We start from the raw sequence: 18,817 nt of genomic DNA, 5'->3' as shown, positions 1-18,817 counted from the left end.
GCGCTGGACGGGAGCGGCGCCCGCGCGGGCGCCGCGGGCGTGCGGGGCGGACCCGCACCGGCGAGGGGAGCGGCGTGAGCACCGGACTGGACCTGGACGACGCCCGCGCGGTCATCACGACCGCGCTCGCGGAGGACCTGCGCTACGGGCCCGACGCCACGACGGAGGCCACGGTGCCCGCCGACGCCGTGGCGGTCGCCGAGCTGACCCCGCGCAAGGCCGGGGTGCTCGCCGGGGTGCCGGTGGCGCTGGAGGTGTTCCGGGCGGTGCTCGGGGACGGCGTGGAGGTGCTGGCGCGGGCCGAGGACGGCGCGAAGGCGGTGCCCGGCGAGCCCGCTCTGGTGCTGCGCGGGCCGGTGCGCGGGCTGCTCACGGCCGAGCGGACCGCGCTCAACCTGCTGTGCCACCTGTCCGGCGTCGCCACCGCGACCGCCGCCTGGGTCGACGAGGTCGCGGGCACGAAGGCGGCCGTGCGGGACTCGCGCAAGACGCTGCCGGGGCTGCGGCTGCTGGAGAAGTACGCGGTGCGCTGCGGCGGCGGGGTGAACCACCGGCTCGGGCTCGGCGACGCGGTGCTGGTCAAGGACAACCACGTGCAGGCCGCGGGGTCGGTGCGGGCGGCGATCGCCGCCGTGCGCGCGCACGCGCCCGAGCTGCCGTGCGAGGTCGAGGTGGACTCGCTGGAGCAGCTCGACGAGGCGCTCGACGAGGGCGTCGGGCTGGTGCTGCTGGACAACTTCACCGTCGCCGAGTGCGCCGAGGCGGTGCGCCGGGCTGCGGGGCGCCGTGCGGCGGGGCACGAGGTGCTGCTGGAGGCGTCCGGCGGGCTCACCCTGGACGTCGCCCGCGCCTACGCCGAGACCGGCGTGGACTACCTGGCGGTCGGCGGCCTGACCCACTCCTCGCCCGCGCTGGACCTGGGGATGGACCTGCGCTGAGCGGGGTGGCGCGCGTTGAGCTGGATGGGTGTGCGTTGAGTGGTGAGCGGGGTGGCCCGGCTCGGGCCGGGGCGCGTCCACCCGGCTCGGTTCGCGCCGACCACCCCGGCGGCCCGCGCCCGGACCCGCGCCCGTCGCGCCGTCGCACCCGCCCCGCCGTCCGGTGGCCCTCGCCACCGGACGGCGTCGGGCTACCGCGCGCTTCCCGGCTCGTCCTCGTCGGCCGTGGGCCAGCGCTCGGACGCGATGCGGTCGCTGATCGCCCGGCCGCCGCTGAAGCCGCTGCCGGTCAGCCGGTCGTGGTCACCGGTTCGCGGGGTGACGCCGTAGTAGCTGTACAGCTCGGCCTGCTGGGCGTCGGTCAGCACCTCGCCCGCGACCTCCAGGTGCGGTGAGTCGCGGACCCACTGCTTGGCGAACGGCACCACGATCGTCTGCTCGTCGATCGCCGCCTGCTGGATCGGCACGAACCGCTCCCGCAGCCCGAGCAGCCCGGTGTGCACCGACGCCCACACCAGCCGCCCGTCCTCGTCGTCCAGCCACACCCGCTTCACCGAACCGATGCGCTTGCCGCGCTCGTCCAGCACCTCGCAGTCGTGGAGTCGGTCCACGTCGACCGGGTTGATCATCACGCAGCTCCCCTCGCGGGGCACCCCCGCCAGGTCCGAGCTACCCGCTGCCCGCGCCCCGCACCCGCCGGCGGCGGGCGGTGCACCCGGAAGTGGTGGAGAGTTCACACCGCTGCGCACCGGCACCACCCGGAAGTGGCGGCGCGACCGGCTAGGACCGCCGGGCAGGCGATCCGCTCCGGCCGCCGAGCCGCCGACCGGCTGCAACCGCCGACCGGCCGACCCGTTCCGGCTGCCGACCGGCTGCCGCCGCCGAGCTGCCGACCCGCTCCGGCCGCCGAGCTGCCGACCGGCCACCGCCGCCGACCGGCCACCGCCGCCGACCGGCTACAGCCGCCGACCTGCCGACCGGCCATTGCCGCCGACCCGCTCCGGCCGCCGAGCTGCCGACCCGCTCCGGCCGCCGACCGGCTACAGCCGCCGGTTCGCCAGGACCGGCAGGACCTCGCGGGCCTTCTCCACCGCCGCCACGTCCACGTCCACCACCAGCACCCCCGGCCCCGGCCCCAGCTCGGCCACGACCTCGCCCATCGGCCCCACCACCAGGCTGCGCCCCACCCCGGTCGGCGCCGAACCCGCTCGCCCCTCCGGTTCGGACTGGTCGCACGCCAGCACCCACGTCGTGCTGTCCAGGGCCCGCGCCCGCGCCAGCAGCCGCCACTGGTCGACCTTGCCCTCGCCCGCCCCCCACGACGCGGCCACCACCACGGCCGCCGCGCCCCGGTCCGCCAGCGCCCGGAACAGCTCGGGGAACCGCACGTCGTAGCAGGTCGCCAAGCCCAGCCCGACCCCGTCGACCACCACCACCAGCGGCTCGCCGCCGGGGGCCACGGTCCGCGACTCGGTGAAGCCGAACGCGTCGAACAGGTGGATCTTGTCGTACCCGACGTGGTGACCACCGCCGGTCACCAGGAGGGTGTTGATCACCCGTCCGTCGGGGGACGGGGTGAACATCCCCGCCACCACGACCACCCCGTGCTCGTCCGCGATCCCCCGCACCGCCGACGCCCACGGCCCGTCCAGCGGCTCCGCCACCGGACCCAGCGGCACGCCGAACCGGCACATCACCGCCTCGGGCAGCACGACCACCCGCGCGCCCCGCGCGGCGGCCTCCGCCACCCGCGCCCTGACCAGCCCCAGGTTGGCGGCGGGGTCGTCGGTCGAGTTGAACTGGCACAGCGCGACACGCATGACCCCACTCTAGGTAGTGTCGGGCCCCGTGCGCGCCCTCCTCATCCCGTCCGCCCTGGCCCTCCTCGTCGGCGTCGCGGGGTGCACCGGGTCGCCCACGCCGAACGCGGGCGGCAGCGACGACAACAGCTCCATGGTGCTCGCCCAGGCCGTCGAGCCCACCTCGCTGAACCCGCTGCTCGGCTACGGCGCGAACGGCGCCGCCAAGATCTACGACGGGCTCGTCGCCCACTCCGCCGACCTCACCCTCGCCCCGGCGCTCGCCGAGCAGCTGCCGACCCCCTCCGCCGACGGCCTGTCCTGGACCGCGACCCTGCGCGAGGGCGTCAAGTTCAGCGACGGCTCCACCTTCGGCCCCGAGGACGTCGTCGCCACCTACCGCGCCCTGCTCGACCCGGCCACCGGCTCCACCGTCCGCGCCGACTTCGCGGGCCTGCAGGGCGTCGAGCAGCTGGACAACCGCACCGTCCGGTTCGCGCTGGAGAGGCCCTGGGCCGCGTTCCCGCACAAGCTCGTCCTCGGCATCCTGCCCAGCGAGGCCCTCGGCGTGCCCCTGGACCAGGTCGAGCCCGTCGGCACCGGCCCCTACCAGGTGGTCGAGCACAAGCGCGGCGACCGCCTCCAGCTCACCGCCAACCCCGAGTTCCGCGGCGGCGCGCCCGGCGTGCGCGAGCTGACCGTCGTCTTCGCGCCCGACGACAACACCCGCGCCCAGCGGATGCAGGCGGGCGAGTTCGACGGCGCCGAGCTGCCGCCCCGCCTCGCCGCGCTCGCCGGTTCCGCCAGCGGGATGCGGCTGATCACCCACCGCTCCGCCGACCTGCGCGCGGTCACCCTGCCCACCGGCAACCCGGTCACCGGCGACCCGGCGATCCGCGCCGCCCTCAACGCCGCCGTCAACCGGGAGGCCCTCGTGCAGAGCCTCCTCGGCGGCAAGGGCACCGCCGCCAGCACCCCCGTGCCGGAGACCACGCCCGAGTACGTCGACACCACCGCGTCCATCCGCCACGACAAGGCCCGCGCCGAGCAGCTGCTCGACCAGGCGGGCTGGGCCAAGGGCGCGGACGGGATGCGCGCCCGCGACGGCGCGCCCGCCCGGTTCACCCTCATGTACCCGATCGGCGACGTCGTCCGCAACGACCTGGCCACCGGCTTCGCCGCCGACGCCCGCGCGGTCGGCGTCGACGTGCAGCTCGCCGGCCTGGCCTGGGACTCGATCCGGCCCCGCCTCGGCCAGGACGCGCTGCTGTGGGCGGGCGGCTCCCCGTTCGACCCCGACCTCGCCCTCACCGCCGCGCTGCGCACCGGCAACCCGTGGGGCTACTCCGACCCGGTCGTGGACGCCGCGCTCGACACCGGCCGCGCCCAGCTCGACCCCGCCCAGCGGGCCACCGCCTACCGGCAGTTCCAGCGCGCCTACGCGGAGGACCCGGCGATGGTGGTGCTCGCCCTGGTCCAGCACACCTACGTGGTGCGCGACAACTGGAACGGCTACCAGCAGGTGGTGGACACGGCGGGCGCCGGTCCGCTGTCCTGGGGGCCGTGGTGGAACATCGAGAAGTGGGGTTCCAAGTGATCGACCTGACCACCGTCCGAGCCGACACCCCCGCGGCCTCCCGAGGCGTCTTCCTCGACTCGGCAGGCTCCTCCCTCCCACCCGACCGGGTCGTTGACGAGGTCGTCGGCCACCTGCGCCGCGAGGCCGAGGTCGGCGGCTACCGGGCCGCCGCCGAGCGCGCCGACGACCTCGACGCCGGGTACGGCGTGCTCGCCGAGCTGCTCGGGGCCGAGCCCGACGAGATCGCCTTCACCGACAGCGCCACCCGGTCGTGGCTGTCCGCGTTCGACGCCGTCCCGCTGGCCGCGGGCGACCGGGTGCTGGTCACCGAGGTCGAGTACGCGGGCAACGCCATCCCGATCCTGCAGCGCGCCCGCGAGGTCGGCGCGAGCGTGGAGACCGTCCCGTCCGACGGGGTCGGCCAGGTCGACGTGGCCGCGCTGCGGGAGCTGCTGGACGAGCGGGTCAAGCTGGTCTCCCTCGTGCACGCCCCCACCAACGGCGGCCTGGTCAACCCGGTCCGCGAGGTCGCCGACGCCGCGCACGGGGTGGGCGCGCTGGTGCTGCTGGACGCCTGCCAGAGCATCGGCCAGCTGCCGGTGCGCGCCGACGAGCTGGGCGTCGACCTGATCTCCGCCACCGGCCGCAAGTGGCTGCGCGGGCCCAGGGGCACCGGCGTGCTGGTCGTCCGCAGGGCGGTGGCCGGGCGGGTGCGGCCCCGGCTGGTCGACCTGCACGGCGGCGAGTGGACCGGACCGGCCGAGTTCTCGGTGCGCGCGGGCGCCCGCGCGCACGAGCTGTGGGAGTTCGGCATCGCCGACCGCCTCGGCCTCGTCGCCGCCGCCCGCTACGCCCTGGACCTGGGGATCGACGCCATCGCCGCCGAGGTGTCGGCGCGCGCCGAGCGGCTGCGCGCCGGGCTGTCCGGGATCGGCGGGGTGACCGTGCGCGACCTGGGGGAGCGGCGCTCCGGCATCGTCACGTTCACCGTCGACGGCCGCGAGCCCTCGGACGTGAAGGCCCGGCTGGCCGAGGCGGACGTCACCGTCACCACCAGCGGGCTGACCTCCACCCGGCTGGACATGACCCGGCGCGGCGTCACCGAGGTCGTCCGGGCCTCGCCGCACTACTTCCTCGAACCCGCCCAGGTCGACCGGGCCGTGGACGTGGTCGCCGGGCTCTGAGCGGGCACGACCGGGGAAGACCGGCAGGAGCGGTGGCCCGGTCGCGCGGGGAGGTTCGGGGCCCCCGCGCGACCGGGCCGCGTCGTGCCGCTACCGGGTCAGCAGGTGCTGCTGATGATCCGGGGCGGGCAGTCCGCGTAGCTCAGGAACAGCTCGACGGCCGAGTCGTTGCGCGAGGTCTGCGCCGCGATGACCGTGTCGCGCGGGTAGAACCCGCTCGTCCCGCCGCCCGAGGACGGGTACATCTCGAACGTGTAGCTCCAGATCTTGTGCGTGCCCCACATCCAGTCGTCGACCGCGCCGTCCGTGATGTACAGGTCGCTGGCCTGCTGCGGGGTGTAGCCGTTGAGCGCGGCCATCTGCCTGCCCAGCGTCGAGAACACCCTGGCCTGCGTGGCGTTCAACCCGGTGTCGGTGTCCGCCGTCGTGTAGCCGTACGGCCACAGGATCAGCTCCGAGTAGGTGTGCCAGTCGATGTTGGCCTTGATCTGCTGCACCCCGCCGACCACGCGGCTGCCCACGAAGTCCCGGATGTTGCGGGTCTCCGGCGCGGAGAACGCCGCCGTGCCCCGGTAGGTCTCCGACGACCCGGAACCGCTGGAGCCGCCGCAGCAGCCCCACTTGTAGCCCCAGTTCCGGTTGGTGTCGGTGCCGGTGGACGTCGAGTTCGGCTGGCGGTTCTTGCGCCACGCCCGCAGCGTGCCCGCCGCGACGTCGTACTCCGCGCCGTCCGGGTTGACGCTCGGCACGATCCAGATCTCCCGCGAGTCCACCAGGGACTTGATCGTGGAGTTCGTGGCGTACCCGTCCGTGTAGCGCTGGATGATGCGCAGGCACATCTCCACCGTCAGGTGCTCACGGGCGTGCTGGTTGCAGGTGAACAGCACCTCCGGCTCGGCCTCGTCGACCGCCGGGTTGTCGCTGATCTTGAGCATCCACTGGTCGCGGCCCTCGTAGGTCTTGCCGATGCTGCGCAGCGAGACCAGGTTCGGGTGGTCGGCGACGGTCTGGTTCAGCTCGGCGACCACCTCCGAGTAGTTGTGGTACCCGGTGTAGCCGGACGGGAAGTCCCTGGTCCCGACCTCGTCGGGCTTCGGGTCGGCGAAGTCGACCCGGCCCAGCGCGGCCAGGTCGGCCTCCGCGTCGCCCAGCGACTTGACCGGCAGGCCGGTCGCGGTGAGCGTGCCGCGCTGGTGGCGCTCGGCGATGACCGTCATGCGGTCGCCGTCCACGCCCAGCACGTCCACGCCGGTGCTCGCGATCCGGGTGCGCTGGTGCGCGTCGGTCGCGGTGATCTCGAACAGCTCCCGCTGGGGGCTCTGCTGCGCGCTCGGCTGCGCGGACCCGGTGTGCAGGGGCACCAGGACCAGGCAGGCTCCGAGCGCCACGGCCGTGAGACCGCGTCGCTTGAAGGACATCTGCTTCCTCCATCATCAGGCAGGGTTGTGCGACGGAGTGCGCCCGACCTCGTTGTCACGCGCACCACGCAGCGTGGCGCTCCCGTCACCCTTCGGAAAGGTCCATTGGACGGCTTCACCGCATGGTGTGAGAGCTGACAGTTGACGCACCACGGGCCTGCCACTCGCCCGGATGGTGGACGCCCTACCCTGGTGACATGCTCAACCGCGTCGACCTGCGAGGCCGGGTCCCGTCCGCCGCCGAACTGCGCGCCGCGCTGCCGCGCGCCGAGGTCGACGTGGACGCGGTGCTGCATCAGGTCCGGCCGCTGGTGCAGGACGTGCGGGACCGGGGCGTCGAGGCCGTGCTGGAGCACACCGAGCGCTTCGACGGCGTCCGCCCCGAGCGGGTGCGCGTGCCGCAGGCCGAGCTGGACGCCGCGCTCGCCGGGCTGGACCCCGAGGTCCGGGCCGCGCTGGAGGAGTCCATCGCCCGCGCCCGCGCCGTCCACGCCGACCAGCGCCGCACCGACACCACCACGAAGGTCGTGCCCGGCGGCACGGTCACCGAGCGCTGGGTCCCGGTCCGCCGGGTCGGCCTGTACGCGCCCGGCGGCCTCGCCGTGTACCCGTCCAGCGTGGTCATGAACGTCGTCCCCGCCCAGACCGCGGGCGTCGAGTCGCTCGTGGTGTGCTCGCCGCCGCAGGCCGACTTCGGCGGGCTGCCGCACCCCACCGTGCTGGCCGCCGCCGCGCTGCTCGGCGTCACCGAGGTGTGGGCGGTCGGCGGCGCGCTCGCCGTCGCGCTGCTCGCGCACGGCGGCGTCGACACCACCGGGGAGGAGCTGGAGGCCGTCGACCTGGTCACCGGGCCCGGCAACATCTACCTCACCGCCGCGAAGCGCCTGCTGCGCGGCCTGATCGGCATCGACGCCGAGGCCGGTCCCACCGAGATCGCGGTCCTCGCCGACGAGACCGCCGACCCGGTGCACGTGGCCGCCGACCTGATCAGCCAGGCCGAGCACGACCCGCTGGCCGCCGCCGTCCTGGTCACCACCTCCGAGCCGCTCGCCGACGCCGTCGACGCCGCGCTGGCCCGGCTGGCGCCGGAGACCAAGCACCACGAGCGGGTGCGCACCGCGCTCACCGGCGAGCAGTCCGGCGTCGTGCTGGTGTCCACCGTGGACGACGGCCTGCGCGTCGTGGACGCCTACGCCGCCGAGCACCTGGAGATCCAGACCGCCGACGCCGCCGCCGTGGCCGCGCGGGTGCGCGCCGCCGGTGCGGTGTTCGTCGGGCCGCACTCGCCGGTGTCGCTGGGCGACTACTGCGCGGGCTCCAACCACGTGCTGCCCACCGGCGGCTGCGCCCGGCACTCGTCGGGGCTGTCCGTGCAGACGTTCCTGCGCGGCATCCACGTCGTGGACTACAGCGAGGACGCCCTGCGCGAGGTCGCGGCCAAGGTCGTGGCGCTCGCCGAGGCCGAAGACCTGCCCGCGCACGGCCAGGCCGTGACGGCGAGGTTCGCCCGATGAGCCCCGCGCTGGACAGCTCCGACCTGGAGCGCGAGAGCGCCGCCGTGCCCGGCGACCGGGTCGGCCTCGCCGACCTGCCGCTGCGCGAGGACCTGCGCGGCAGGTCGCCGTACGGCGCGCCGCAGCTGGACGTGCCGATCCGGCTCAACACCAACGAGAACCCGTACCCGCCGACCCCCGAGCTGGTCGACGAGGTCGCCGCCGAGGTGCGGCGGGCCGCCGCCGAGCTGCACCGCTACCCGGACCGGGACGCGCTCGCGCTGCGCGCCGACCTGGCCGCGTACCTGGCGGGCGCGACCGGCGTGCCGCTGACCGAGCGGAACCTGTGGGCCGCCAACGGGTCCAACGAGATCCTGCAGCAGGTGCTCCAGGCGTTCGGCGGGCCCGGCCGCACCGCGCTCGGCTTCGAGCCGTCCTACTCGATGCACCCGATCATCGCGGCGGGCACCAGGACGGAGTGGTTCCCCGCGCCCCGGCGCGCCGACTTCTCCCTCGACACCGACCGGGCCGCCGAGGTCGTGGCCGAGCGCCGCCCGGACGTGGTGTTCGTGACCAGCCCCAACAACCCCACCGGGCAGTCCGTGCCCACCGGGGACCTGCGCGGGCTCCTGGAGGCCGCGCCCGGCGTGGTCCTGGTGGACGAGGCCTACGCCGAGTTCTCCGACCGCCCCAGCGCCGTCGCGCTGCTGGCGGAGTTCCCGCACAAGCTCCTCGTCAGCCGCACCATGAGCAAGGCGTTCGCGTTCGCCGGCGGGCGGCTCGGCTACCTGGCCGCCGCCCCCGCCGTGATCGACGCGCTGCTGCTCGTGCGCCTGCCCTACCACCTGTCCGCGCTCACCCAGGCCGCCGCGCGCGCCGCCCTCCGGCACGCCGACGCCACCCTCGGCTCGGTCGCGCTGCTGGCCGCCGAGCGCGACCGGGTGGTGTCCGAGCTGTCCGGCCTGGGCTTCGACGTGACGCCCAGCAACGCCAACTTCGTCCTGTTCGGCGAGTTCGCCGACGCGCGCGCCACCTGGCAGGAGTACCTGGACCGGGGCGTGCTCATCCGCGACGTCGGCATCCCCGGCAGGCTCCGGGTGACCATCGGCACGCCGGACGAGAACAACGGTTTCCTGTCAGCGAGCAAGGAGGTCAGCCGGTGAGCCGGGTCGGCAGGGTGGAGCGCGCCACCAGGGAGTCCTCGGTGCTGGTCGAGGTCGACCTCGACGGCTCCGGGCAGGTGGAGATCGACACGGGCGTGCCGTTCTACAACCACATGCTCAACGCCCTCGGCACGCACGGATCGCTGGACCTGGTGGTCAGGGCCACCGGCGACACGGACATCGACGCGCACCACACCGTCGAGGACACCGCGATCGTGCTCGGCCAGGCGCTGCGGCAGGCGCTGGGCGACAAGAAGGGCATCCGCCGCTTCGGCGACTGCTGGATCCCCATGGACGAGACCCTCGCGCACGCGGCGGTCGACGTGTCCGGGCGCCCGTACTGCGTGCACACCGGGGAACCGGCCGAGTTCAACGCGTTCACCATCGGCGGGAACTACCCGTTCGTGCTGAACCGGCACGTGTTCGACTCGCTGGCGTTCCACGCGGGCATCGCGCTGCACGTGCGCGTGGAGTACGGCCGCGACCCGCACCACATCGCGGAGGCGCAGTACAAGGCGATCGGCCGGGCGCTGCGCGCGGCGGTCGAGCCGGACCCGCGCGTGGCGGGCGTCGTCCCGTCCACGAAGGGCGTGCTGTAGGTGCAGAAGGAGTACGTGGTCTACGGGACCATCGCGGTGGCCGGGTTCCTGCTGGGCGGCGTGTACAGCACCTGGAAGACGAACCGGGGGCTCGCGGTCGTGCTGGGCGTGCTGGCGGCGCTCGCCGTCGGCGGCGCGGTGGCCTGGGCGCTGTGAGCGGGTGGTCCGGGGGCGGGTGGCCGCCCCCGGATCAGCGCTGCCGCAGGTAGCCCGGCGGCACGGCGGCGACCAGCCACACCCCGTTCTCGCTGACGCTGAACGCGTGCCCGTCGGCGTGCATCCGCGCCGCGTCCACCTCCAGCACCACCGGCCTGCCCCGGCGCGCGCCCACGGTCGTCGCGGTCGCCAGGTCGGTGGACAGGTGCACCGCGTGCCTGCTCATCGGCCGCAGCCCCTCCACCAGGACGTCCGGCAGCGCGCGCGCGTTCGTGCCGTGGAACAGCGCCAGGGGCGGCTCCGCGCGCGCGAGGCCCAGGTCCACCTCGACGCTGTGCCCCTGGTTGGCCCTGATCCGGTCGCCCCGCACCGCGAAGCGCCGCTTGTTGTTGCGCTCCACCACCTCCAGCACGGACGCCCGGTCGGTGCGCAGCGCCCGCACCAGCTCCCCCAGGTCCACCCACCCCGCCGCGTCCAGCGCCAGCCCGTACCGGCCGGGGTCGTGCCGCAGGCAGCGCGACATCCGCTTGGACAGCGTGATCACTTCGTCTTCGGTCATGCTCTTCCTCGGGTTCAGGTCCCGCCCTCGGAGGCGGGCTTCAGCTTGGGCGCGCCCGGACCGTCCGCGGCCTGCTGGTCGTCGAAGTTCTGCAGCAGGCAGCTCCGCAGGGACAGGCAGCCGCAGCCCACGCACGAGGTCAACCGGTCGCGCAGCCTGATCAGCGCGTCGATCCGGGCGTCGAGCTCAGAGTGCCACTGCCCGGACAGCCTGCTCCAGTCGGTTTTCGTCGGCGTGCGCCCCTCCGGCAGCGTCGCCAGCGCCGCCCGCACCTCCTCCAGGCTCAGCCCGACCCGCTGCGCGGTGCGGATGAACGCGAGCCTGCGCAGCACGTGCCTGGGGTAGCGGCGCTGGTTGCCCGCCGTGCGCTCCGAGGCGATCAGCCCGCGCTCCTCGTAGAACCGCAGCGCCGTGTGGGGCACCCCGCTGCGCTCGGCGACCTGGCCGATGGTCAACATCTCCGGCAACTTGCTCACCAGCTCAACCTTACTGTTGACCTCCACCATGGTCGAGGTTGTTGGCTGTAGCCATGACCACGGCGACCGAGTACGCCGCCCTCCCCGCGCTCATCACGCGGATGACCGGCGACGAGAAGCACGGGTGGGCTGCCGAGTCCACCCTCGACGTCCTCTGGGTCCTCTACGACCGGGTGCTGCGGGTCGACCCGCGCCACCCCGACGACCCCGACCGGGACCGGTTCCTGCTGTCCAAGGGGCACGGTCCGATGGCCTACTACGCGGTCCTGGCCGCCAAGGGCTTCCTCGACCCGGCCGAGCTCGACGGCTGGGCGGGCTGGGGCTCGCGCCTGGGCCTGCACCCCGACGGCGTGCTCGTGCCCGGCGTCGAGATCGGCAGCGGCTCCCTCGGCCACGGCCTGCCCATCGCCGTCGGCGCCGCCATCGGCCTGCGCCTGCGCGGCAGGACCGACCCCGCCGTGCACGTCCTCGTCGGCGACGCCGAGCTGGACGAGGGCAGCAACCACGAGGCGATCGCGGTGGCCGGACGACGCGGTCTCGACTCGCTCGTGACCACCGTCGTCGACAACTCCTCCGGCTCGCTCGGCTGGCCCGGCGGCGTCGCCCGCCGCTTCGAGGTCGAGGGCTGGGCGACCGCCGAGGTGGACGGCCGCGACCACGACGCGCTGCACGCCGCGTACACCGCCCCGCACCCCGGCAGGCCGCTGGCCGTCGTCGCGAAGGTGGAGGCCAAGCGATGAGCGCCACCACCATGCGCGAGGTCTTCGCCCGCGTCCTGCGCACCGGCCTCGCCGACGACCCGAGGATCGCCGCCGTCATCGCCGAGATCTCCCGCGACGTGCTGCCCGAGCACGAGCGGGTGGTCAACGTCGGCATCCGCGAGCAGGCCATGGTCGGCGTCGGCGCGGGCCTGGCCCTCACCGGCCTGCGCCCGGTCATCCACTCCTACGCCCCGTTCCTGGTCGAGCGCCCGTACGAGCAGCTCAAGCTCGACCTCGGCCACCAGGACCTCGGCGCGGTCCTGGTCGGCATCGGCGGCTCCTACGACGACCCCGGACTCGGCCGCACCCACCAGTCGCCCGCCGACGTGGCCCTGATCGACACCCTGCCCGGCTGGACCGTGCACGTCCCCGGCCACCCCGACGAGGTCGAACCGCTGCTCACCGCCGCGCTGGCCCGCGACGACCGCACCTACCTGCGGCTGTCCCTGCGGACCAACGCCGCCCCGCTCCCGGTGGTCGAGGGGTTCACCGAGGTGCGGCGCGGCGGCGCGGGCGTGGTGATCGCGGTCGGGCCGGTGCTCGACAACGTCCTCGCGGCCGTGGCCGAGCTGGACGTCACCGTGCTCTACGCCACCACGGTCCGCCCGTTCGACGCCGCCGGACTGCGCCGCGCCGTCGCCCACGCCCGCCCGGACGTGCTGCTGGTCGAGCCGTACCTGGAGGGCACCTCAGCGCACCGGGTGTCCCAGGCGCTCGCGGACGAGCCGCACCGGCTGCGCTCGCTGGGCGTGCGGCGGGACGAGGAGCTGCGCGCCTACGGCACCACCGACGACCACGACAGCGCCCACGAGCTGGACCCGGTGGGCGTCCGGGAGGCGGCTCGGCGACTGTTCGGGGGGCGCTGAGGGGGCGGAGTCGCGCAAAAGGCGAGGCGTCCACGGGCCCGCCCCACCGGCTGAGGCATGATCTCCACCGTGAGCGCGCCGAGAACGCTGATCTGGACGTCCGCGCCGACCGCGGAGCTGCAACTGGCCCTGCACCGCGCCGAGGCCGGTCCCGCCGCACTCGTCCCGCTGACCTCCGGCACCGTCCTGCTGCCCCGCCGCGAGACCGGCTACACCGCCGCGACCAGGCTCGCCGAGCGGTGCCGCGAGGTCGGCGACAAGGCCGTGGTCCTGCGCTGGAGCCCGGCGGGCGAGCTGTGGGACGACGGCCGCGCCGCGGGCCACACCGGGGCCGCCCGCAAGCTCGTCCCGCTCACCCGCTGGTGGGGCCTGCGCAAGGCCGCCGCCGACCTCGACCTGCCCGACGACGCCCACGAGGTGCGCAGGCTCGTCGACGAGGGCCGGGCCGACACCTGGGTGTCCGCGCTGCCGGACCGGGCGGGCCTGGCGATCAACACGGTCCTCCCGGTGGTCCCGGTGACCCAGGGCGGCTCCCCGTTGGCCTAGCCTGGTCACCGTGGCACGCGTCGTCGTACTGGACTACGGATCAGGCAACCTCCGCTCCGCCGAGCGCGCTCTCCAGCGCGTCGGCGCCGACGTGGAGGTGACCGCCGACCCCAAGGCGGTGCTGGACGCGGACGGGCTGGTGGTCCCCGGCGTGGGCGCCTACGCGGCGTGCGTCGCGGGCCTGAACGCCGTGCGCGGCGGCAGGCTCATCGGCCAGCGCCTCGCGGGCGGCAGGCCGGTGCTGGGCATCTGCGTCGGGATGCAGATCCTGTTCGAGCGGGGCATCGAGCACGACGTGGAGACCGAGGGCTGCGGCGAGTGGCCCGGCACCGTCGAGCGCCTCCGGGCCCCGATCGTCCCGCACATGGGCTGGAACACGGTGCAGACCCCCGAGGGCTCCCAGCTCTTCGCCGGGCAGGCCGAGGACACCCGCTTCTACTTCGTGCACTCCTACGGCGTCCGCACCTGGGAGCTCCAGCCCGCCGAGCACCTGCGCCCGCCGCTGGTGACCTGGGCCGAGCACGGGGGCGACCGGTTCGTCGCCGCCGTCGAGAACGGCCCCCTGTGGGCCACCCAGTTCCACCCGGAGAAGTCCGGGGACGCGGGCGCGCGCCTGCTGGAGAACTGGCTCAAGTCGTTCTGAGCCGCAGGGCGGGCTCCGGGGCGCGGGACCGCCCACTAGGCTGAACGGCGTGACCTTCACGCTGCTCCCCGCCGTCGACGTCGTCGACGGCCAGGCCGTCCGCCTCGTCCAGGGCGAGGCCGGTACCGAGACCGCCTACGGCACCCCGCTCGACGCCGCGCTCGCCTGGCAGCGCGACGGGGCCGAGTGGGTGCACCTGGTCGACCTGGACGCCGCGTTCGGGCGCGGGGGCAACCGCGAGCTGATCGCGCGGGTCGTCGGCGAGCTGGACGTGAGGGTCGAGCTGTCCGGCGGCATCCGCGACGACGACTCGCTCGCCGCCGCGCTCGCCACCGGCTGCGCCCGCGTCAACCTCGGCACCGCCGCGCTGGAGAACCCGGAGTGGTGCGCCAAGGTGCTGGCCACCCACGGCGAGCAGGTCGCGATCGGCCTGGACGTGCGGATCACCGAGCACGGCCACCGCGTGGCCACCAGGGGCTGGACGACCGACGGCGGCGACCTCTGGGAGGTCCTGGAGCGCCTGGACCGCGACGGCTGCACCCGCTACGTGGTCACCGACGTCTCCAAGGACGGCACCCTGACCGGCCCGAACACCGACCTGCTGCGCGAGGTCTGCGCCCGCACCGACGCCCCCGTCATCGCGTCCGGCGGCGTGTCCAGCGTCGCCGACCTGGTGGCGCTGGCCGAGCTGACCCGCGACGGCGTCGAGGGCGCGATCGTCGGCAAGGCCCTCTACGCGGGCGCGTTCACCCTGCCCGAGGCGTTGAGCGCGGTCCGCGGCTGATCGCGGCGGTGATCTCGGCCACGACGTGGCGCTCGGCCGCGTCCCGCTCGACCCCGGTCGAGTCGAGGACGCGCGCCGCGGCGCCGTCGCCCTCGGCCAGCAGCCCCAGCAGCAGGTGCTCGGTGCCCACGAACGTGTGAGCCAGCCGCAGCGCCTCCCGCACGGCCAGTTCGAGCGCCTTGCGGGAGTTCGCGGAGAACGGCTGCGGGTCGGGCCGCTTGCCGGACTCCTTCTCCAGCTCCACCAGCAGGGCCAGCCGGGTCGTGCCCTCGGAGGCCTCCAGCTTGGCCACGGTCCTGGCCCCGAGCCCGCCGTGCTCGTCGAGCAGGCCCATCAGCAGGTGCTCGGTGCCGATGCGCTCGCTGTGCCTGGCGTGGTGCTTGGCCAGCGCGACCACCCTGCGCGCCCGGTCGGTGTACCGGTCGAACGAGGGCTTGCCCAGATCGGGTGATTCCTTGGGCACGAAGCGCTTCTGCGCGGCCTGCTTGGACACCCCGATGCTCTCGCCGATCTCGGTCCACGACGCCCCCGAGCGCCGGGCCTCGTCCACGAAGTGCCCGATCAGGTGGTCGCCCAGCTCGTCCAGTCGCGAGCTGAGGTCGACCGCGGCCGTGAGCCGCTCCAGCGGTGAGACGTGCCTGGTCGCGACGTCGACGATGAGGTCGGTGAGCTGCACGAGCGCCATGCGTCAACTCTAGGTTGACGCATGGCGCGTCGTCAACCTCAGGTTGACAGCGTGATCTTGATGCCTACCGTGCCCTTCTTGCCCCGGCGGAGTTTGCTCCCCAGGATCGTCAACCGCCCGATGACGCCGTACTTGCGGATGATCCGCTCCCGGATCCGGTCCGTCTCGGCGCCGTCCACCAGCTCCGCCCTGGCCGGGACGGACTCGCCCAGCGGGTTGCCGCGCACGTCGCACGGCCCCACCAGCACGTCCCCGCTGCGGCGGATGCGCTTGACCTTCCCGGACTCGGCGACGGTCCACACGAACGCGGTGCTCCCCTCGCCCGCGAACCAGACCGGTGTGGGGACCCCGTCGCCGTTCTTGCGGAAGGTGGTCAGGAGGAGGTACTTGCCCTCGGCTAGGTCCATGCGAAAAACCGTACGGGGATCACGGGGGCCCGCGGGCAGGATGGGCCGCGTGGACGAGCGGAAGCGACAGGAACTGGAACGCGTGCTGCGGATCAGCGAGGAGCTGAACCGGAGGCTGGCGAGATGAGCGAGGACTTCGAGGCCCTGACCCCCGGCGAGCTCCTGGAGATCGCCGAGGCCCTGGTCGGCGGCGGCGCGCCGGTGCGCTCGACCGAGCTGCTGGAGTCCGCCGCCGCCCGCCCCGCCACGACCGTGCTCGGCGAGCACGCCTACCCGGACGTCTGGGCCAAGGCGGGCGCGCTCATGGAGTCGCTGGGCCGCAACCACCCCCTGGTCGACGGCAACAAGCGGCTGTCCTGGAACGCCACCTGGGTGTTCCTCGGCGTCAACGGCCACCCGCTGGCCGAGGACCTGGACGTGGACGTCGCGGAGGAGTTCGTGCACGCCGTCGTCACCGGGCAGCTGACCACTGCGGGCATCGCGGACGGCCTGCGCCGCTTCGCCAGCCGCTGACCCCGGCGGGCGCGCGCCCCGCGTGCCGCCCGCCGGACCCGCCCACCCGGCCCCGTAGGCTCGACCGCATGTCAGTAGCGGTGCGCGTGATCCCCTGCCTCGACGTGGACCGGGGCAGGGTCGTCAAGGGCGTCAACTTCACCAACCTCGTCGACGCGGGCGACCCCGTCGAGCTCGCCAAGCTCTACGACGCCGAGGGCGCCGACGAGCTGACGTTCCTCGACGTCACCGCCTCCTCCGGCGACCGCGAGACCACCTACGACGTGGTCCGCCGCACGGCCGAGCAGGTCTTCATCCCGCTCACCGTCGGCGGCGGCGTGCGCGCCCCCGAGGACGTCGACAGGCTGCTGCGCGCCGGCGCGGACAAGGTCAGCGTGAACACCGCCGCCATCGCCCGCCCCGAGCTGCTCGGCGAGCTGTCCCGCCGCTTCGGCGCCCAGTGCGTCGTGCTGTCGGTCGACGCCCGCCGCGTCCCCGCGGGCGAGGCCCCCACGGCCAGCGGCTTCGAGGTCACCACGCACGGCGGTCGCCGGGGCACCGGCATCGACGCCGTCGAGTGGGCCGAGCGCGGCCAGGAGCTGGGCGTCGGCGAGATCCTGCTCAACTCCATGGACGCCGACGGCACCAAGGCCGGGTTCGACCTGGAGCTGATCCGCCGGGTGCGCGCCGTCGTGGACGTGCCGCTGATCGCCAGCGGGGGAGCGGGCGAGCCGGGGCACTTCCCGCCCGCCGTCGCCGAGGGCGCGGACGCGGTGCTCGCGGCCAGCGTCTTCCACTTCCGCGAGCTGAGCATCGCCCAGGTCAAGGGCTCGCTGCGCGACGCCGGGGTGGAGGTCCGCTGATGCCCGCCACCACCGAGGTCCGCCTCGCGATCCTGCTCGGCGGCGGCAGCGCGGTCGCGTTCGTCCTGGTCGCCGCCCTCCAGCTGCTGGTCGACCCCGCAGGCGCCTCGCTCGTGCTGCCCATCGCGGTGGCCGTCATCGAGCTGGGCGTCGTCGCCGGTCTCTGGAAGGGGGTCCGCCCGGCCAGGCTCGGCGGCATGGCCGTCTTCCTGCTGTTCGGCCTGGTCCACCTGCTCGTCGTGCTCGGCCCCACCCCGGTCTGGGTGCGCCTGGCCAGCGCGGTGATCGCCGCCGCGCACGTGTTCGTCGCCGTCCTGCTCAACACGCGCCCCGCGCGCGACCACTTCTCCGGAGCCAGCTGATGCTCGACCCCGCCATCGCCGCCAAGCTCAAGCGCAACGCGGACGGGCTGGTGTGCGCCGTCGCCCAGCAGCGCGGCACCGGGGAGGTGCTGATGGTCGCCTGGATGGACGACGAGGCGCTGCACCGCACCCTCACCACCGGCACCGCCACCTACTTCTCCCGCAGCCGGAACGAGCTGTGGGTCAAGGGCGAGACCTCCGGGCACACCCAGCGCGTGCACGACGTGCGGCTGGACTGCGACGGGGACACCGTGCTGCTGACCGTGGACCAGACCGGCGCGGCCTGCCACACCGGCGATCACACCTGCTTCGACGCGACCTCGCTGATGCCGCCCGCGCCGATCTCCCCCGCGCCGATCTCCCCCGAGAGGTAGCGCTGGAGCGTCGGCCCGACCGCCGAGACCAGCGCCTCGGGGTCGGCCGACGCCAGCGGCTCGAACTCCAGCACGTACCGCGCCATGCCGAGGCCGACCATCTGCGAGGCGCACAGCGTGGCGCGCAGCTCGGGCCGGTCCACCTCGAACGCCCGCACCACCTGGCCCAGCACGGTCTTGATGAACAGGTCGTGCAGGGCGCCGGTGACCTGCTCGTGCCCGGCGACGCTGCGCACCAGCGCGGAGAACGCGCCGCCGCCGGTGGCGTCCCACACCCCGAGGAACGTGCGCACCAGGCGCTCGCCCAGCAGCTCGGGCGGGCCCTGGGCGACCCGGCGGACGATCTCCGCCGGGTCGGCGGGCAGTTGCAGCACGGCCTTCGCGAACAGCGCCTGCTTGCCGCCGAACCAGTGGTTGACCATCGCGGCGTCCACGCCCGCGCGCGCCGCGATGGCCCGCACCGTCGCGCCCTCGTAGCCGCGCTCGACGAACACCTCGCGCGCCGCCTGGAGCAGCGCGCCCCTGGTGTCCTCGCCACCCGCGCGCCGTCCCCGGCGCCTCGGCTCACCGCCGTCCACCGCAACCACCGCGCGACCGCCTCACCAGCTCCGCCCGACCCGCCCGGCCCGGACGTGTTTCAACGTCGGGTGAAATGGTCGCACCCCGGTTG

The 18,817-nt window shown here is 74.6% G+C and carries 24 protein-coding genes; 16 read left to right on the top strand and 8 right to left on the bottom strand.

Translation table 11 applies throughout. From position 1 onward, the window contains the following. Window positions 1–74: 74 nt before the first annotated feature. Window positions 75–938, top strand: a complete 864-nt coding sequence (gene nadC, locus CNX65_RS28075) for a carboxylating nicotinate-nucleotide diphosphorylase (protein ID WP_096496432.1) — start codon at window positions 75–77, stop codon at window positions 936–938. Window positions 939–1,129: 191 nt separating this feature from the next. Here nadC and CNX65_RS28070 read toward each other — a convergent pair whose 3' ends face one another. Both CNX65_RS28070 and CNX65_RS28065 read right to left on the bottom strand, forming a co-directional pair. Continuing rightward, window positions 1,130–1,567 (bottom strand): PRC-barrel domain-containing protein, encoded by a 438-nt coding sequence (locus CNX65_RS28070; protein ID WP_096496431.1) that lies wholly within the window; start codon window positions 1,565–1,567, stop codon window positions 1,130–1,132. Window positions 1,568–1,978: 411 nt separating this feature from the next. Next, window positions 1,979–2,758 (bottom strand): carbon-nitrogen hydrolase family protein, encoded by a 780-nt coding sequence (locus tag CNX65_RS28065; RefSeq protein ID WP_096496430.1) that lies wholly within the window; start codon window positions 2,756–2,758, stop codon window positions 1,979–1,981. 28 nt (window positions 2,759–2,786) lie between these two features. Here CNX65_RS28065 and CNX65_RS28060 point away from each other — a divergent pair, with 28 nt between their 5' ends. Both CNX65_RS28060 and CNX65_RS28055 read left to right on the top strand, forming a co-directional pair. Then, entirely contained in the window at window positions 2,787–4,334 is a 1,548-nt protein-coding gene (locus CNX65_RS28060; RefSeq protein WP_232520039.1) for an ABC transporter substrate-binding protein, read from the top strand. Continuing rightward, complete coding sequence (locus tag CNX65_RS28055) at window positions 4,319–5,500, top strand: aminotransferase class V-fold PLP-dependent enzyme (protein ID WP_096496428.1); 1,182 nt, start codon at window positions 4,319–4,321, stop codon at window positions 5,498–5,500. The genes CNX65_RS28060 and CNX65_RS28055 overlap by 16 nt, the downstream gene beginning before the upstream one ends. Window positions 5,501–5,598: 98 nt before the next feature. Here the strand turns inward: CNX65_RS28055 and CNX65_RS28050 are convergent, their stop codons facing one another. Continuing rightward, window positions 5,599–6,918, bottom strand: a complete 1,320-nt coding sequence (locus CNX65_RS28050) for a M14 family metallopeptidase (RefSeq protein ID WP_096496427.1) — start codon at window positions 6,916–6,918, stop codon at window positions 5,599–5,601. Window positions 6,919–7,115: 197 nt separating this feature from the next. Between CNX65_RS28050 and hisD the strand changes: the two genes are divergently transcribed. From hisD to CNX65_RS36470, 4 genes are read left to right on the top strand one after another with little or no spacing between them, the layout of a single operon-like run. After that, window positions 7,116–8,432, top strand: a complete 1,317-nt coding sequence (gene hisD / locus CNX65_RS28045; protein WP_096496426.1) for a histidinol dehydrogenase — start codon at window positions 7,116–7,118, stop codon at window positions 8,430–8,432. Then, window positions 8,429–9,574, top strand: coding sequence for a histidinol-phosphate transaminase (locus CNX65_RS28040; protein WP_096496425.1), 1,146 nt, complete (start codon window positions 8,429–8,431; stop codon window positions 9,572–9,574). Before hisD ends, CNX65_RS28040 begins: the two co-directional genes overlap by 4 nt. Beyond that, a complete protein-coding gene (gene hisB, locus CNX65_RS28035) occupies window positions 9,571–10,173 on the top strand; it encodes an imidazoleglycerol-phosphate dehydratase HisB (protein WP_096496424.1) in 603 nt (200 codons plus the stop codon). The genes CNX65_RS28040 and hisB overlap by 4 nt, the downstream gene beginning before the upstream one ends. Continuing rightward, window positions 10,174–10,329, top strand: a complete 156-nt coding sequence (locus CNX65_RS36470) for a hypothetical protein (RefSeq protein ID WP_177154429.1) — start codon at window positions 10,174–10,176, stop codon at window positions 10,327–10,329. 34 nt (window positions 10,330–10,363) lie between these two features. Here CNX65_RS36470 and CNX65_RS28030 read toward each other — a convergent pair whose 3' ends face one another. Together CNX65_RS28030 and soxR are read right to left on the bottom strand one after the other, a co-directional pair. Beyond that, window positions 10,364–10,888, bottom strand: a complete 525-nt coding sequence (locus CNX65_RS28030; RefSeq protein WP_096496423.1) for an RNA 2'-phosphotransferase — start codon at window positions 10,886–10,888, stop codon at window positions 10,364–10,366. A gap of 14 nt (window positions 10,889–10,902) precedes the next feature. Next, a complete protein-coding gene (gene soxR / locus CNX65_RS28025) occupies window positions 10,903–11,394 on the bottom strand; it encodes a redox-sensitive transcriptional activator SoxR (RefSeq protein ID WP_177154428.1) in 492 nt (163 codons plus the stop codon). A 23-nt stretch (window positions 11,395–11,417) separates the two neighbouring features. Here soxR and CNX65_RS28020 point away from each other — a divergent pair, with 23 nt between their 5' ends. The 5 genes from CNX65_RS28020 (at window position 11,418) to priA (ending at window position 14,964) form a co-directional block, all read left to right on the top strand. Then, a complete protein-coding gene (locus CNX65_RS28020) occupies window positions 11,418–12,104 on the top strand; it encodes a thiamine pyrophosphate-dependent enzyme (RefSeq protein WP_096496422.1) in 687 nt (228 codons plus the stop codon). Then, complete coding sequence (locus tag CNX65_RS28015; RefSeq protein WP_096496421.1) at window positions 12,101–12,991, top strand: transketolase family protein; 891 nt, start codon at window positions 12,101–12,103, stop codon at window positions 12,989–12,991. Before CNX65_RS28020 ends, CNX65_RS28015 begins: the two co-directional genes overlap by 4 nt. Window positions 12,992–13,060: 69 nt before the next feature. Next, window positions 13,061–13,537: a hypothetical protein gene (locus tag CNX65_RS28010; protein WP_157767884.1), complete on the top strand. Its 477-nt coding sequence runs from the start codon at window positions 13,061–13,063 to the stop codon at window positions 13,535–13,537. A gap of 10 nt (window positions 13,538–13,547) precedes the next feature. Continuing rightward, window positions 13,548–14,180 carry an imidazole glycerol phosphate synthase subunit HisH gene (hisH, locus tag CNX65_RS28005; RefSeq protein ID WP_096496419.1) on the top strand — a complete coding sequence of 211 codons (633 nt, stop codon included), beginning with the start codon at window positions 13,548–13,550 and terminating at the stop codon, window positions 14,178–14,180. 49 nt (window positions 14,181–14,229) lie between these two features. Further along, a complete protein-coding gene (gene priA, locus CNX65_RS28000) occupies window positions 14,230–14,964 on the top strand; it encodes a bifunctional 1-(5-phosphoribosyl)-5-((5-phosphoribosylamino)methylideneamino)imidazole-4-carboxamide isomerase/phosphoribosylanthranilate isomerase PriA (protein ID WP_096496418.1) in 735 nt (244 codons plus the stop codon). Here the strand turns inward: priA and CNX65_RS27995 are convergent. Further along, window positions 14,927–15,649, bottom strand: coding sequence for a Clp protease N-terminal domain-containing protein (locus CNX65_RS27995; RefSeq protein WP_096496417.1), 723 nt, complete (start codon window positions 15,647–15,649; stop codon window positions 14,927–14,929). The two genes, priA and CNX65_RS27995, sit on opposite strands and share 38 nt — an antisense overlap. 38 nt (window positions 15,650–15,687) lie before the next feature. Then, the gene (locus tag CNX65_RS27990; RefSeq protein WP_096496416.1) at window positions 15,688–16,056 is read right to left on the bottom strand and encodes a PPOX class F420-dependent oxidoreductase; all 369 of its coding nucleotides are present in this window, start codon (window positions 16,054–16,056) and stop codon (window positions 15,688–15,690) included. Window positions 16,057–16,179: 123 nt separating this feature from the next. On the opposite strand from CNX65_RS27990, the gene CNX65_RS27985 reads away from it, so the two are divergent. The 4 genes from CNX65_RS27985 to hisI all read left to right on the top strand — a co-directional run bounded on the left by CNX65_RS27985 (window position 16,180) and on the right by hisI (window position 18,147). Then, complete coding sequence (locus tag CNX65_RS27985; RefSeq protein ID WP_096496415.1) at window positions 16,180–16,569, top strand: type II toxin-antitoxin system death-on-curing family toxin; 390 nt, start codon at window positions 16,180–16,182, stop codon at window positions 16,567–16,569. Between the two features lie 68 nt (window positions 16,570–16,637). Further along, complete coding sequence (gene hisF / locus CNX65_RS27980; RefSeq protein WP_096496414.1) at window positions 16,638–17,411, top strand: imidazole glycerol phosphate synthase subunit HisF; 774 nt, start codon at window positions 16,638–16,640, stop codon at window positions 17,409–17,411. Further along, a complete protein-coding gene (locus CNX65_RS27975) occupies window positions 17,411–17,773 on the top strand; it encodes a hypothetical protein (protein WP_096496413.1) in 363 nt (120 codons plus the stop codon). Before hisF ends, CNX65_RS27975 begins: the two co-directional genes overlap by 1 nt. Beyond that, the gene (gene hisI / locus CNX65_RS27970; RefSeq protein WP_198320564.1) at window positions 17,773–18,147 is read left to right on the top strand and encodes a phosphoribosyl-AMP cyclohydrolase; all 375 of its coding nucleotides are present in this window, start codon (window positions 17,773–17,775) and stop codon (window positions 18,145–18,147) included. Before CNX65_RS27975 ends, hisI begins: the two co-directional genes overlap by 1 nt. Here hisI and CNX65_RS27965 read toward each other — a convergent pair. Then, on the bottom strand, window positions 18,072–18,734 hold the full coding sequence (locus CNX65_RS27965) for a TetR/AcrR family transcriptional regulator (protein ID WP_096496411.1): 663 nt from the start codon (window positions 18,732–18,734) through the stop codon (window positions 18,072–18,074). The genes hisI and CNX65_RS27965 overlap by 76 nt on opposite strands. Between the last annotated feature and the right edge of the window lie 83 nt (window positions 18,735–18,817).

The sequence above is a fragment of the Actinosynnema pretiosum genome, assembly GCF_002354875.1.
Lineage (GTDB): Bacteria > Actinomycetota > Actinomycetes > Mycobacteriales > Pseudonocardiaceae > Actinosynnema > Actinosynnema auranticum.
Note: the sequence above shows the minus strand (reverse complement) of the source record. Positions and strands in the feature narration are given on the sequence as shown.

Coding starts and splice junctions, on each gene's coding strand:
- CNX65_RS28030 (WP_096496423.1), bottom strand. CDS start 10,888: ATGACCGAAGACGAAGTGATCACGCTGTCCAAGCGGATGTCGCGCTGC.
- hisF (WP_096496414.1), top strand. CDS start 16,638: ATGTCAGTAGCGGTGCGCGTGATCCCCTGCCTCGACGTGGACCGGGGC.
- CNX65_RS28070 (WP_096496431.1), bottom strand. CDS start 1,567: ATGATCAACCCGGTCGACGTGGACCGACTCCACGACTGCGAGGTGCTG.
- hisD (WP_096496426.1), top strand. CDS start 7,116: ATGCTCAACCGCGTCGACCTGCGAGGCCGGGTCCCGTCCGCCGCCGAA.
- CNX65_RS27975 (WP_096496413.1), top strand. CDS start 17,411: ATGCCCGCCACCACCGAGGTCCGCCTCGCGATCCTGCTCGGCGGCGGC.
- CNX65_RS28020 (WP_096496422.1), top strand. CDS start 11,418: ATGACCACGGCGACCGAGTACGCCGCCCTCCCCGCGCTCATCACGCGG.
- hisI (WP_198320564.1), top strand. CDS start 17,773: ATGCTCGACCCCGCCATCGCCGCCAAGCTCAAGCGCAACGCGGACGGG.
- CNX65_RS28040 (WP_096496425.1), top strand. CDS start 8,429: ATGAGCCCCGCGCTGGACAGCTCCGACCTGGAGCGCGAGAGCGCCGCC.
- CNX65_RS28015 (WP_096496421.1), top strand. CDS start 12,101: ATGAGCGCCACCACCATGCGCGAGGTCTTCGCCCGCGTCCTGCGCACC.
- CNX65_RS27995 (WP_096496417.1), bottom strand. CDS start 15,649: ATGGCGCTCGTGCAGCTCACCGACCTCATCGTCGACGTCGCGACCAGG.
- CNX65_RS28050 (WP_096496427.1), bottom strand. CDS start 6,918: ATGTCCTTCAAGCGACGCGGTCTCACGGCCGTGGCGCTCGGAGCCTGC.
- soxR (WP_177154428.1), bottom strand. CDS start 11,394: ATGGTGGAGGTCAACAGTAAGGTTGAGCTGGTGAGCAAGTTGCCGGAG.
- CNX65_RS27985 (WP_096496415.1), top strand. CDS start 16,180: ATGAGCGAGGACTTCGAGGCCCTGACCCCCGGCGAGCTCCTGGAGATC.
- CNX65_RS28065 (WP_096496430.1), bottom strand. CDS start 2,758: ATGCGTGTCGCGCTGTGCCAGTTCAACTCGACCGACGACCCCGCCGCC.
- CNX65_RS27990 (WP_096496416.1), bottom strand. CDS start 16,056: ATGGACCTAGCCGAGGGCAAGTACCTCCTCCTGACCACCTTCCGCAAG.